The following is a 12972-nucleotide window of genomic DNA, read 5'->3' on the forward strand; positions in this document are numbered from 1 at the left end:
TTAGAAGAGCGGATTAAACTGAGATTTCACGCGGGCTGTGTCGGCGGGTTCGAAATACTCACCCATTCCGACGCGGCTGGTGGCGGGAAAGCCCGCCTTCCGGGTAAGCTCGACCCGCATTTCAAGCGTCTTCAGACCGATCGACAGCACGTCGAAGATGGGCGCGCCCATGTCGGATATCTGGGTGAGACCCGCGACGGCCGCGATGCAGCTCAGGCCGGCGCTCGCGATCACCACGGCGTTGGCGCCTTCTTCCACCAGTTTGCGCGATTGGCGCTCGATCTCCGCGGCGACGAGGGCCGGCTCCACGAAACCCTGCGTAAACGCCTGCTTAGACGGGATTTCGATACTGCGAATGCCGCTGCACCGGCCCCACAGTCCGTTAGCGGTGACGATCGTGTTCACCGCTTCGAACCAGGGACGATCGGCCGTGGTAACGATCCCAAATTTCAGGCCATATTCGCACGCCCAGTGCATGGATGCGGCCATCGGGCCGACCACCGGAATTTGGGATAGCGACCGGGCCTGGACGACGCCGGGATCGCCCGAGCACGCGACCATCGAGCCATCGAACCCATCCTCGCTTGCTTCGGCGAACCTGTGGGCTACGTCGAGCGAATTGATGAAATAAGGATAGGCGTAGGTCGTGTCCGCGGCTCTGCGCAGCCGCGCATAGCGATGCACGATCTCGGTATCCGGGTTCTTGATCTTGTCGAACACGCCATCGATCATCTGCGTATAGAGTTCGGAACCCTTTTCCGAATTGATGTGGATGACACAGAGCTTCATCTTCTTCTCCAGATCCTTCTTTTCGCCTCACCGGCCCTCGAAAACAGGAGGACGCCGTTCGAAGAAAGCATCGATGCCCTCACGATGATCGGACGTTCGGAACAGCGGACCGAACAGTTCGACTTCGCGGCGATGCGCCTCGTCGAGTGAGTGATCGAGGCCGTAAATGGCCGACTTCTTCGCTGCCGCCACGGCGACCGGCCCGCAGGCGTTGATCTCTGCGGCGAGCGCCAGGGCGGCTTCGAGCGCCTGGCCGGTCGGCACCACCTCGTCGACCAAGCCGAGTTCCGCCGCCCGCGCGGCGGTGATCCGCATCCCGGTAAACAACATGCGCTTGGCCGTGCCGCGGGGGATCATCCGGCACAGCATGCGCGTGCCGCCCGCGCCCGGAATGAGGCCAAGCCGGACCTCGGCGAGACCGAACATGGCATGCTCTTCGGCGATCGCGATGTCGCAGGCCATCACCAGTTCGAGCCCGCCGCCTATCGCATGGCCGTTTACTGCGACGATGACCGGAACCCGCGAATAGTGGAGAGCGGCCTGCATCTTCTGGACCTGGAGCGCCATCTTCTCGGCGGTTTCCGGTCCCAGCGTCAGGAAGAATTTGATGTCGCCGCCGCCGACGAAGCATCGGCCGGTGGCGGTGAGGATGAAGGATCGGACCGAGAAGTCCTCCTCGACCGCCTCGGCGGCCTCCCGAATCTCGTCGACGACGTCGGGGTGAGTGGCGTTGACCGGAGGATAGTCGATCGTGACGATGATCGTATGACCGTGGCGGTCGACTTTGATATATTTGAAATCGCTGCGCACCTTGTGCTCCACGTTGCTGGAAGTGCCGGGCGTCTAGATCCGAAGGTTTTCGACGATCGTGGCGTTGGCCAGCCCGCCGCCCTCGCACATCGTCTGGAGACCGAAGCGCTGCCCGCGACGGGCCAGCGCGTTCAGCAGCGTCGCCAGGATCCGGGTGCCCGACGCGCCCAGCGGATGGCCGAGGGCGATCGCGCCGCCATGGACGTTCACCTTGCCCGGATCGATATCCAACGCCTTCATCCAGCCCATCGGCACCGACGCGAAAGCTTCATTGACCTCGAACAACGCGATGTCCGATTCCTTCAAACCCGCCTTCCCCAGGGCGCGCCGCGTCGCGGGGATCGGCGCGTCGAGCATGATGACGGGGTCGGAACCCGTCACCGCCATCTGATGAATGCGGCCGATCGGCTTGCGCCCCAGGGCGGCGAGACCGCGCCGGTTGACGATCAGCGCAGCAGACGCGCCGTCGCAGATCTGGCTGGCATTGGCGGCGGATATGCGCCCGCCTTCGCGCAACAGCTTGACCTTCTGGATGCCGTCCAGGGTCGCGTCGGTTCGAATACCCTCATCGGTCTGGTGCCATTCAACGGAGCCATCCGCCGCCTGTACTGGAATCGGCGCGATCTCGTCGTCGAACGCCCCGGCTGCAGCGGCCGCTGCGGCGCGACGATGGCTCTCCAGCGCGAACCGGTCCAGTTCATCTTTGGACAGCTCGAACCGCTCCGCCATCTGCTCGGCACCATCGAACTGGCTCGGTTCGGCCGTGCCATAGCGCGCCTCGAAGCGGGTGCCGCGATAATGCCCCATCCCATTCGCCTCGGGCAGGGTGGACGCCAGCAGCATCGGCACCCGGGTCATGCTTTCCACGCCGCCCGCGATCACCATATCCATCGTGCCGGACAGCACGGCCTGTGCCGCGAAATGGATCGCCTGCTGCGACGATCCGCACTGACGATCGATCGTCACCCCGGGCACCCGTTCGGGCAGGCGTGACGACAAGGCGACGGTCCGCGCCACATTCTGGGATTGCTGCCCGACCTGTTGCACGCAGCCGAAGATCACGTCGTCGATCAGCTCGGGATCGGCGCCCGTCCGGTCGAGCAACGCATCGACCACAAAGCCGCCCAGATCGGCCGGATGCCATTCACTGAGCCGTCCGCCACGCCGGCCGCCGGCCGTCCGGATCACATCGACGATAAATGCCTCTTCCACCTGCTCGCCTCCCTCACGGCCTGGCCGCTGCCAGCAGCCAACCGAGTCACTGCATGCCATCCAGCTACCATCGAAGATCGATATTTACAAACGCTTGTTTTTTTAATTTGGAAGTGCAAAGCTTTTGGCCGGACGAGAAAGGGTGGGTTCAATGGCGGTCAAACTCCTAGAACGCTGGCGCTTGCGCGACGTCACGGTGCGTAACCGGATCATGATCTCGCCCATGTGCCAATATTCGGCGCGGGGGGACGGCAAGGTTATGGACTGGCATCTCGCGCATTATGGCCGGTTCGCGATCGGCGGCGCCGGCCTGGTGATGACCGAGGCGACCGCCGTCGTGCCGGAGGGGCGGCTAAGCCATGGCGATCTCGGCCTCTGGTCTGACGACCATGTCCCCGGACTCGCCCGTTTGGCCGAACTGATCACTTCCCAGGGCGCGGTGCCCGGACTCCAGCTGGGTCACGCAGGACGCAAGGCCGGCATGCGCCGCCCATGGCATGGCGACGGCGCCGTCGACGCCGCGGATCTGGCCGAGCGCGGCGAAGCGCCATGGCCGACGGTGTCAGTGAGTGGCGCTCCCGCTGCCGAGAATCTGCCGGCGCCCCGGATGCTCAGGCTGGACGAGATCCCGGCGCTGCTCGACTCTTGGCGCGCCGCGGCCAGGCGCGCTCTGGAGGCCGGCTTCCGCATAATCGAAATCCATGCAGCGCACGGCTATCTCATCAATTGCTTTCTCTCGCCTTTGTCGAACAAGCGCAGCGACGCTTATGGCGGCGATCGGATCAATCGTATGCGGCTGGCCATCGAGATCGTCCGGGCCGTACGGTCGGTATGGCCCGAGAGCTTGCCTTTGTTCTGCAGGATTTCGGCTATCGACGCAGCCGCGGACGGCTGGAATCTCGACGACTCGGTGCAGCTTGCCATCGCGATGCGGGCGGCCGGTGTCGATGTCATCGACTGCTCCTCCGGTGGGATCGGCGGCGATCTTTCGGTCATTCCCAGAGGACCAGGTTTCCAGGTTCCTTTTGCCCAGCGGATTCGCGAGGAGGCCGGCATAGCGACCGTCGCGGTCGGCCTGATCGTCGGCGCGCAACAGGCTGCAGACGTCATCGATCAGGGGCGCGCCGACATCGTAGCCATCGGCCGGGAAGCGCTCTTCAACCCCAACTGGCCCCTCCACGCTGCGATGCAGCTTCAGCCCGAACGGCGGTTCGAGGACTGGCCTCCCCAGTCCGGCTGGTGGTTGGGCCGGCGCAAGACACCCCATATCCCCTTTCCGGAGCCAGTACCGGACCCCGCCTGACCGCTGCTTCCCATTCTCAAAACAGGATCAGACCCATGTCATCCAATTTCCAATATCTTGCTATCAGCGTGACGGAACAGGGCATCGCCCATGTCGTCCTCAACCGTGAACCCGCCAATGCCGTCAATCGTGACATGTATATCGAGATCGCAGCGCTGTTCGGCGATATCGACCGCGCCGGGCCCGACGTGCGCGCGGTGGTTCTCAGCGCCGCAGGACAGCACTTCTGCGCCGGCAATGATCTCGAAGAGTTCGCGACGATGACGCCGGATAATGCCGTCGAGCGCATGTGGCGCGTTCGGGAAGCCTTCTTTGCGATCGCCGAATGTGCTGTGCCGGTGGTCGGTGCGGTCCATGGCGCGGCGCTGGGGACGGGAATGGCAATCGCCGCATCGTGCGATTTCGTCGTCGCTGCGCCCGATGCGCGCTTCGGATTGCCCGAACTGACGGTGGGTGTGATGGGCGGCGCCCGCCATCTGGCGCGCATTGCGCCCATGCCGCTGGTCCGCAAGATGTACTTCACCGGCGAACCGATGAAGGCCGAACAATTCGCGGCCGCCGGTGCTGCCCTCACCATTGCGGCGACGGACGAGCCCAAAGCGGAGGCCCAGCGCCTCGCCGCCCGCGTGGCATCGTTCAGCCCCACCGCGGTCCGGGTGAGCAAGCGGGTCCTCGACCGGATCGAATGGATGAACCTACGCGAAGGCTATGAATTCGAGCAGGCGGCGACCGAGCGGATGAGCGGGCATCCCGACTCGAAGGAAGCCCTCGCCGCCTTCCGCGAGAAGCGCGCCGCCAACTATGCGCCGTTGAGCCGCGACAGCCATTGGCACGGAGTGTAAGCGCATGTCCGGTCCCCTTCAGAACATCCGGATCATTGAGTTCGGCTCGATGGGGCCAGGCCCTTTCGCGTGCATGATGCTGGCCGACAACGGCGCGGATGTGGTTCGCGTCATGCGCGCCACGCCGGCGGTGATGGATGGCTATATCTCGTTGGAAAAAGACGCGCTCGCTCGATCCAGGAAAGTGGTTCGGCTGGACCTGAAAAAGCCTACCGATATTGCCAGAGCGAGAGAATTGGTACGGAACGCCGACGGCATCGTTGAGGGCTTTCGGCCGGGCGTAATGGAACAGTTGGGTTTAGGACCCGACGTTCTGCTGGCCGACAATCCCAAGCTGGTTTACGGTCGGATGACCGGCTGGGGTCAGGACGGCCCCTATGCGCAATCGGCAGGGCATGACATCAATTATATTGCGTTGAGCGGCGCCCTGCATGCCATCGGGCGTCCAGGACAGCCGCCCGTTCCGCCCGCGAACCTGGTTGGCGATTTCGGTGGCGGCGGCATGATGATGGCCTTCGGCATGGTCAGCGCGATCCTGCATGCGCGCGCCACGGGCCAGGGACAGATTGTCGACTGTTCGATGGTCGATGGTTCGGCCTTGTTGATGAGTCTTCTTTACTCGGCACACGCCATGGGCGTGTGGCGCGACGAATATGGCGTCAACATGGTCGACGGCGGGGCGCACTTCTACAATTGCTACGAGACGGCCGACGGCAAGTTCGTCGCTGTGGGCGCGATCGAGCCGCAATTCTACGGTCGTTTGCGCCATCGTCTCGGCATCGCTGAAGATCCCGCCTTCGACGATCCCCACGACCCTCGGAAGTGGGATACCCTAAAGATACGCTTCGCCGAGATATTCAGGAGCAAGACGCGGGAGCAGTGGTGCGAAATCTTCGGATATGACGATTCCTGCTTCAGCCCCGTCCTGTCGATGCGCGAAGCGCCGCACCATCCCCACAACGTCGATCGGAGAACGTTCGTCGACGTTGGCGGAATGATGCAGCCGGCCCCCGCGCCGCGCTATTCGGCCAGCGTGAACGACGCACCGACAATGACGAGGGACGACCAGGACGACGGCGACCTGGTGTTCGGTTCCTGATCGCCGCACCGCCGGGGGGGGGGGCGCCGCGTGCCGACGGGTGGGCGGCGTTAGGAGAGGCTTCTTACTCGCGCCGGATATGGCCAACCTGTTCCGCCTCTCTCGACGCCGGCGCTCGGCGTTCGTCCGGTACGGTGAAGATTAGCTATTCCTCGGGCTCGACAGGAAGCCCGAAGGGGCAGCTGCCTCCGACGCTGCCGACCGACGACTCGATCCCTGCTCGGCAAGACGCTCGGTGTACTTGATCGACATATATTGCGACCCGCGGTCGGCCTGACGGATCAGGACGCGCCGATGAGGCGGGCGGCGACCGGGAAGCGCCTTCTCGTCAATAGCAGAAAAAGGAAGTCCAAGGTTGCTGTCGGCTAGGTCCAAAGTCGGCGATATCGATCTAAGAATTTGGTTATTTCGTCATACAGGCCTGCGATCTGCGTCTGTCGCAATTCTAGATTGAGCGCGATGAGCCCGCGACGTGCAATATAGTAGCCGCGATCCGCCAAGAAGAAGAACAGCAGGTCGCGAAGTCGGTTGTCGATGCGGTCGATCTCGACGAAGCTTCGGATAGACCGGTTTGTTGCATGGACGTTCATGAGCGAACCGAGCCCGATAAGCTGAAGCGGCGCGTTGGCTTCGCTGAACAGATCATTGAGGCGGCCGCGCAGATCGTCACCAGCGCGATTCAACGCCTCGACGCGTTCGGTTGTATAGATTTCGCGCAGTCCGGCCGCGCCGGCCGCCATCGAGATCACATTATTGTTGAACGTCCCGGCATGCTGCAGCGCGTTGGGCCGGCCCGGCGAGAACATGTCCATGAGCGCCGCCTTGCCGCCGAAGGCCCCGATCGCGCCGCCGCCGCCGATATACTTGCCCAGAGTGGTGATATCGGGATCGAGGCCGATAAGTTGCTGACGCCCACCCGGTGCGAGCCGCGAGGTCTGGATTTCATCCAGGATGACGACTGCCCCGGCCCGCTTCGCAGCGGCCTCGACGCCCTTCAGGAATTCGGGATCGCCGGGCAGGCACCCTCCGGCGCCCAGCATCGGCTCTAAAAGCACCGCGGCCAGATCGGCGGCGTGGGTTTCGATCAGCGCTTTCGCGCCCGCCAGATCATTATAGACGGCATAGACGAATTCGCCGGCAATATTGACCGGCGAAGCACCCGCCAAAAAGCTGAGCACGCCGCCATGATAGGCCCCGGTGAACACCAATATTCGGCTTCGCCCGGTGGCCGCGCGGGCCAGGGTGACCGCCATCAGGTTGGCCTCGGTGCCGCTGTTGGTGAAGCGGACCAGATCGATCGAGGGGAAGCGTGCGACCACCAGTTCCGCCAGTTCGACCTCATAGGGCGTATGCGCCGAAAGGTTCGTGCCACCGTCAAGCGCCCTGTCGATGGCGGCGCGGATGACCGGGTTGGAATGGCCGTAGAGCCCGGCGGTGAATTCGCCCAGGAAGTCGACATATTCCAGGCCGTCGACGTCCCACAGGCGCGTGTCCTGCCCCCGCGCCATGACGATCGGGAACGGATCGTAGAAGAGCACCGAGCGGGTGTTCCCGCCGGGCATCGACCGGGCGCCTCGCGCCAGCATCGCGGCGCTTTCGGGCCGGCGCTCGGCAAAGCAGCGCTTTGCCTCGATCAGACAGCTATCGATATCGGGTTTGGCGTGGATCGATGGGGCGACGTCGCGGCTGCTCCAGGCTTCCGCGATCAGCGCGTCGGCGATTGCCTGATAACGTTCGTCCTCGCCGTCGCCGTTCACGACCGCCGAAGGTCCGGCTTCGGCGATATCACCATGATAGGAGCCAGCGTTGAGCGCGATATCGGCTATGCCAGGCTCGCTTTCCTCGAGCGCGCGAGCCCGCGCCTGAAGCCGGCTCATGGGCCCGTCGGGATCGAGGGTGCGGCCCATGTCCATTCCGGCAAGCATTGGCCGTCGTCCAATGTAGAGATGCGGCCTGAGATGGCCGCGCATCGCCCGGTCGAGAAGTGTCGATGCGCGATAGCTGGTCTCGAAATGATCGGTATGCGGCGTGGTCCGGAAACCGGTCAATATATCGGCATGGCGAACCATCGCATCGCTGACATTGGCGTGAAGATCGAGACTCAGCGCGATGGGTATTTTCGTTCCTGCGAGCGCGCGCACGCGGCGTAATATCTCGCCCTCGCAATCGGGATGATCCCGGGAATACATCGCGCCGTGAAGGGCGAGGAGAATGCCATCGACCGGCTGGGCCTTTTCCAATTCCCTGAGCAACCGGCACGCCAGGATCTCGAACGTATCGACGGTCAGCAGGCCGCTAGGCATGGCTTCGGCGAAGAAGGGGAAGCGCAGCTTCCAGCCGAGATCCCGCCCTGCCTCGGCTATCCCGCCGGCAGTCGATCGCATGCCGATGAACTGGTCTGCGTCGAAGCGTTCCGGGTCGGCATCGCGAAAATGGCCGAGCCCGGTCGGCAACCTGCTGAAGCTGTGGTTCTCAGGGCTGATTCCACAGGCGAAGACCTTGAACGGACGGGATGCAGGCATGGGCTCTCCTTCCCCTCGAGCGTCTAGCTGTCATCAGAATAGCTCGCAATAAAATTGTACATCGGACAATTGGATCGCCCTCCGAGCTTTGCCGCTGAAGACGGCGGGACACGCCGATACGTCCTGATGAACAGGGCAGTCTTCGATTCGGGAAGGAAGGCGGGGGCCGCGGCGCGGCGGTGTCGATCACGCTGCTTTTGACCGCCTGCTACTTCCTGTCTGTCGTCGACCAGCAGATCATCGCCTGACTCGCCGAGCCATCAAACCGACCTCGGGCTTAGCGATCTGCAAATCGGAATGGTGCAGGGTTCCGCCTTCTCGCTGTTCTACGCGGCGGCCGGGTTGCCGCTCGGATCGGCGGCCGGCCGTTTCTCCCGCACCCGTCTCGTGGGATCGCGATCGTCCTTTGGAGCGTGATGACGGCGCTGCGGGGGAACCGTGCAGAATTTCACGTAACCGCTGCTCGCGCGCAAGGGCGTCGGCAAGGCCGCATATCGTGCCCGGATAAGCCTGTCGCCAGCCCTACCAGACGTTTGTTCCGCGATCGGGGCGCTGCGACGCCGGGGCCGCCTTCAGCGCCTGCTCGTCGGCCCGAGCAGGGCTGGGACGATATGCTCGCTGATCAGCCCCAGAGGCGTGCCGGGCTCATGTGATCGCGTCGCCGTCCGCCAGGATGCCGAGGTGATGACGATCACCGTTTGCACCGACGGCAGCACCATGATGAACTGTCCGCCCTGACCGATCGCGCTATAACCGTCGATCTTCTCGATATGACGGTGCTGCGCATTGGTCAGATGCCAATAGAAGCCATAGGGATAATCGCCATCGGCGGTCTGCTGCGTGGTGGACTGCGCGATCCACCTTTCGGAGAGGATATGCTTGCCCCGCCACAGGCCCTTGTCGAGCATGAGCTGGCCGAGCTTCGCAGCGTCGATCGGGCGCATATAGACGCCCCCGGCGGCGAGCGGGCGTCCATGATCGCGGGTCGGCATCCAGCTGTAATTGGTGATGCCGAGCGGCTTGAATAACGTGCGATCGGCAAAATCGGCAAAAGGCTGCTTCACCGCATTCTCGATCAGCCGGCCCTGCAACGCGGGCAGCCCATTGTCGTAATTGTAGCGGGTGCCGGGTTTGGCGACGAGCGGCTTGTTCAGCATATAATCCGCGATATCGGTTGCCGCTTCGAGCATCTTCGACGGCTCGCCCGACGATGCGCTGTCGTCCCATTTGGTCCCCGAATCCATCGAGAGGATATGGCGCACCAAGATCGGATATTTTTCCTTCGCCCACAGGCTGTCGGAATAGTCGGGGAAATAGGTGGCGGCGGGCTCGTCGAGGTCGATCAATCCGCGGTCCCACGCCGCGCCGGTGATCATCGCCGTCAGGCTCTTGGTGCAGGACGAGATCATGTGCGGATTGTCGGCGGACTGGCCCCAGAAATATTCCTCGAGAATGAGTTTGCCGTTGCGCAGGACGAGTAGGCCTTCGATCTGCGGCTTGTCGATATCGCCGCTTTGCCCGAGCACCGCACGGACCAGCGCGGCGAGACGATCCTCGTCGACACCCTGGCTGTGCGCGGACGCGACGGGAAAGCCATCGGCGCGGCCTGTCGGGGTACGATAGGCATAGTCCCCGGTCCGGTCGCCGTTCGCGTCGAGGCGCGGCGCACGGAACGCCGCCGAGCGGCGGGGGTCGCGGCTGAGCATCGCTGCATTATGCTCCAGCCCCAGCGGACCGGCATTGTCGATTCTGTAGTCGAGTTCGCCGCGCTTGCCTCGGCGCAGCGTGATCGCAGGGCCGCTGGCGAACGCACCAGGAAAGGCCGCTTTGGCGCCCTGCGCGTCGATCGACAGGCTGGCGGCCTCGTCGCTGGCGAGGCGGTCGCGGTTGATCAGGACAAGCGCTCCGTCGCGCCGTTCGATTTCGATCTCGACCGGAAAGCGCCGCGAGAAGCGACCCCTGCGATCCTGGGCCATGCCATACCAGCGGCCGACGAGATCGGCTTCGGACAGCCGGGATGCTTCCGCTCCGGCGGGCCGCTCGGCGCGCAGCGCCGGACAAGCAGCAAGACTGAGGGCAAGCATGGCACAGGCCGTCGCGCCGGAGCGGATCATCCTCAAATGACTATCTCCTGCTCGCCGGACGGGTCTTCGCGATCGCGGTCTCCAGCGCCGCGGCGATCTGCGACAATGTCTGCGCGGCGGGTGCGATCTGGCTGGCCGCCAGCTCCCACTTCCCGTCGTTGATCGCGTCGCCGATCGCGGGGAAGGGCACGGTGTCCCACAGCCGTCCCGGCGAATAGAGCTCGTTGCGGTAGAATGGACGGCCCGGCAGGCCGCTCCGCCTGCCGAACGCGCGTTCTACCGCCTGGAGCGCCTGGTTGAGATCCGCCGTCTCCGCCGGAGACAAGGTTATGCCGGTCTCGATCCTCTTGTCATATTCGGCGGCCAACGCCGCTATCTTCCCGAGCGGCGTGCGGAGCGGCGTCAGGTCCAGCGTAGGAACAGGCTGCAGGGCGGGTACCGCGCGTGGCTGGCTGCGGAAGGCCAGCAGCTCGAACGCCTTTGCCTTCACCTGTGCATCCTCGCGCTCGATCGCGCCGCGCCTCGTAGCATAGAGCGTCTCGATCCCATCCACCTCTCGTGCGATCGCGGTGGCCATCGGTGTGAAGGTCATGGGCAGGATGTCGGCATCGGCCAGCCGCATGACCGCGAGACCGTTGATCTGAGCGGTGGCCGCCGCATAGCGGAATTGGGGATCGTTGAAGCGCGTGTACCAGGCATAATTGTCGTAGCCCGTATGATAAGCGCCGAGACTGTCTTCTCCCCTGAACTCCAGGATCAGCGTGGGCAGCGCGAAGTGGCTGACGAAGGTGTGATGGTCCGATCCATAGCCGGGTGGGCCGAGGATCAGCTGATGGTTCTTGTCGTCATAACCTTCGCCGCTGCCGGTGATCGCGTTGCCCGAGCTGCTCGGCGGCTGATAAATGTCGAGGTCGTTCTTGAGCTGGACCCGCTTGCTGACGGGCACGCCGCTGGCGGGATCGGCGACGCTGTCGGTGATCCGGCTGATAAACTGGGCGAGCGACGACGATCCGGCCGCAGCGAATATGCCCGCGCCCGAGACGTCGGTGTTGATGTAGACGACCGCATGCTTTGCGATCTCCTCGGCGTGAAGCTCGGCCCATTCGGTAGAGCCGATCGTGCCCTGCTCCTCGGCGTCCCAGCTATTGTAGACGATGGTGCGCTTGGGCCGCCAACCCATCTTGTAGGCGCTGCCGAGCAGCCGGGCTTCCTCGAGCATCGCCGCATGGCCCGAATGCGGATCCTGCGCGCCATGCACCCAGCCGTCGCGATGGTTGCCGCGCAGCACCAATTCGTCGCGATAGATGCCGCCCCTGAGCCGCGCGGTGACGTTGTGGATGTCGATATAGTTCCAGTCGTAGCGGATCTTGAGATGGACATCGCCATTGCCTGGTCCGGTACGATAGGTGACGGGCAGCGCGCCGCGCCAGCTTTCCGGCACGACCTGCCCTTGCAGCGACGCGAGCAGCGGCTGCGCGTCGGCGAAGGATAGCGGCATCGCCGGAATGGCCGCGACGGTCGAATCCGGCGAGCCCGGCTTAACCCGTTCGCTGCCTTTCAATGAGGGCTTGCCCGGCGTCGTCGGGTCGCCCGGATATTTGCCGTAGAGAATGCTGCCGCGCTGCACGCCGTCAGGCGTCCGGCCAGGACCCTCGGGATAGGGGAGTTCCCGGTAATAGCCGTCCTCCTTGGGATCGGAATAGATCAGGATCGCCGCCGCGCCATGTTCATGTGCGAGCTGCACCTTACCGCCGCGCCACATGCCGCCAGCGCGCACGATGACGATCTTTCCCTTCACGTCGACGCCCATCACCGCGAGCTGCTCATAGTCCGCCCGCAGTCCGAAATTGACGTAGACCAGCGGTGCGGTGACGTCGCCATCGGGGCCGTAGATGAAGAAGGGCGGGACGATCTCGCTCTTCTGCGCCGAATAGGGATCGCCCGGGATCGCCGGTTCGTCGAGCTTCGCGACAAAGGGGGTAGCGCCGAGAAGCTCGACGCGGCGCTCGATCGGCCGGGGAAACAAGATCCGGTGCGTTTCGATCCGCGCATCCCATCCCCACGACCTGAACAGCTCCAGCGTCTTCTGCGCTGCGATGATCGAGAAGGGGCCGCCCGGGGTCGTCGGCCGCGCGGTCAGCGCGCGGACATAGTCGTCGATCCGTTGCGACGAGATTTCCGAGCGGAACCATTGCTCGCGCGCCTCGGTCGATGCCGGTGCCGCGATCGCCGCACAGGGCGCCAGCGAGGCGAGGAGCGCCGCCGGCCAGTAGAGCCTTGCCATCTTCTTCATCGGGGTGTCCTTCGCATC

The 12972-nt window shown here is 64.1% G+C and carries 9 protein-coding genes and 2 pseudogenes; 3 read left to right on the forward strand and 8 right to left on the reverse strand.

Going from position 1 to position 12972, the window contains the following annotated elements; all coding sequences use genetic code 11:
• Genes ASE22_RS13120 through ASE22_RS13130 form a run of 3 tightly spaced genes read right to left on the reverse strand, consistent with a single transcriptional unit; the run spans position 1 to position 2811 of the window.
• Complete coding sequence (locus ASE22_RS13120) at positions 1–789, reverse strand: aspartate/glutamate racemase family protein (RefSeq protein ID WP_056359993.1); 789 nt, start codon at positions 787–789, stop codon at positions 1–3.
• Between the two features lie 27 nt (positions 790–816).
• Entirely contained in the window at positions 817–1599 is a 783-nt protein-coding gene (locus ASE22_RS13125; RefSeq protein WP_056361214.1) for an enoyl-CoA hydratase/isomerase family protein, read from the reverse strand.
• A 33-nt stretch (positions 1600–1632) separates the two neighbouring features.
• A complete protein-coding gene (locus tag ASE22_RS13130; RefSeq protein ID WP_056359996.1) occupies positions 1633–2811 on the reverse strand; it encodes an acetyl-CoA C-acetyltransferase in 1179 nt (392 codons plus the stop codon).
• A 151-nt stretch (positions 2812–2962) separates the two neighbouring features.
• On the opposite strand from ASE22_RS13130, the gene ASE22_RS13135 reads away from it, so the two are divergent.
• The 3 genes from ASE22_RS13135 to ASE22_RS13145 are packed head-to-tail and all read left to right on the forward strand — an operon-like array spanning position 2963 to position 6055.
• The gene (locus tag ASE22_RS13135) at positions 2963–4114 is read left to right on the forward strand and encodes an NADH:flavin oxidoreductase/NADH oxidase (protein ID WP_056359999.1); all 1152 of its coding nucleotides are present in this window, start codon (positions 2963–2965) and stop codon (positions 4112–4114) included.
• Positions 4115–4149: 35 nt separating this feature from the next.
• On the forward strand, positions 4150–4956 hold the full coding sequence (locus ASE22_RS13140; protein WP_056360002.1) for an enoyl-CoA hydratase-related protein: 807 nt from the start codon (positions 4150–4152) through the stop codon (positions 4954–4956).
• 4 nt (positions 4957–4960) lie between these two features.
• Positions 4961–6055: a CaiB/BaiF CoA transferase family protein gene (locus tag ASE22_RS13145; RefSeq protein ID WP_056360007.1), complete on the forward strand. Its 1095-nt coding sequence runs from the start codon at positions 4961–4963 to the stop codon at positions 6053–6055.
• Positions 6056–6236: 181 nt separating this feature from the next.
• On the opposite strand, the pseudogene ASE22_RS27600 reads toward ASE22_RS13145, so the two are convergent.
• The 5 genes and pseudogenes from ASE22_RS27600 to ASE22_RS13160 form a co-directional block, all read right to left on the reverse strand.
• Positions 6237–6382, reverse strand: a pseudogene (locus ASE22_RS27600) (IS3 family transposase); the annotation flags it as partial.
• A gap of 38 nt (positions 6383–6420) precedes the next feature.
• A complete protein-coding gene (locus ASE22_RS27605) occupies positions 6421–7593 on the reverse strand; it encodes an aspartate aminotransferase family protein (RefSeq protein ID WP_235537409.1) in 1173 nt (390 codons plus the stop codon).
• Positions 7594–7740: 147 nt separating this feature from the next.
• Positions 7741–8577, reverse strand: a pseudogene (locus ASE22_RS27990) (M81 family metallopeptidase); the annotation flags it as partial.
• Between the two features lie 572 nt (positions 8578–9149).
• On the reverse strand, positions 9150–10661 hold the full coding sequence (locus ASE22_RS13155) for a serine hydrolase domain-containing protein (protein ID WP_162248211.1): 1512 nt from the start codon (positions 10659–10661) through the stop codon (positions 9150–9152).
• A gap of 40 nt (positions 10662–10701) precedes the next feature.
• Positions 10702–12954 carry a transferrin receptor-like dimerization domain-containing protein gene (locus ASE22_RS13160; protein ID WP_056360012.1) on the reverse strand — a complete coding sequence of 751 codons (2253 nt, stop codon included), beginning with the start codon at positions 12952–12954 and terminating at the stop codon, positions 10702–10704.
• Positions 12955–12972: the final 18 nt, after the last annotated feature.

The organism is Sphingomonas sp. Root720, from assembly GCF_001428605.1.
Lineage (GTDB): Bacteria > Pseudomonadota > Alphaproteobacteria > Sphingomonadales > Sphingomonadaceae > Rhizorhabdus.

Bases quoted from the DNA above. Each gene is read 5' to 3' on its own strand.
- ASE22_RS13120 (WP_056359993.1), bottom strand. From the start codon at position 789: ATGAAGCTCTGTGTCATCCACATCAATTCGGAAAAGGGTTCCGAACTC.
- ASE22_RS13140 (WP_056360002.1), top strand. From the start codon at position 4,150: ATGTCATCCAATTTCCAATATCTTGCTATCAGCGTGACGGAACAGGGC.
- ASE22_RS13160 (WP_056360012.1), bottom strand. From the start codon at position 12,954: ATGAAGAAGATGGCAAGGCTCTACTGGCCGGCGGCGCTCCTCGCCTCG.
- ASE22_RS13135 (WP_056359999.1), top strand. From the start codon at position 2,963: ATGGCGGTCAAACTCCTAGAACGCTGGCGCTTGCGCGACGTCACGGTG.
- ASE22_RS13155 (WP_162248211.1), bottom strand. From the start codon at position 10,661: ATGCTTGCCCTCAGTCTTGCTGCTTGTCCGGCGCTGCGCGCCGAGCGG.
- ASE22_RS13145 (WP_056360007.1), top strand. From the start codon at position 4,961: ATGTCCGGTCCCCTTCAGAACATCCGGATCATTGAGTTCGGCTCGATG.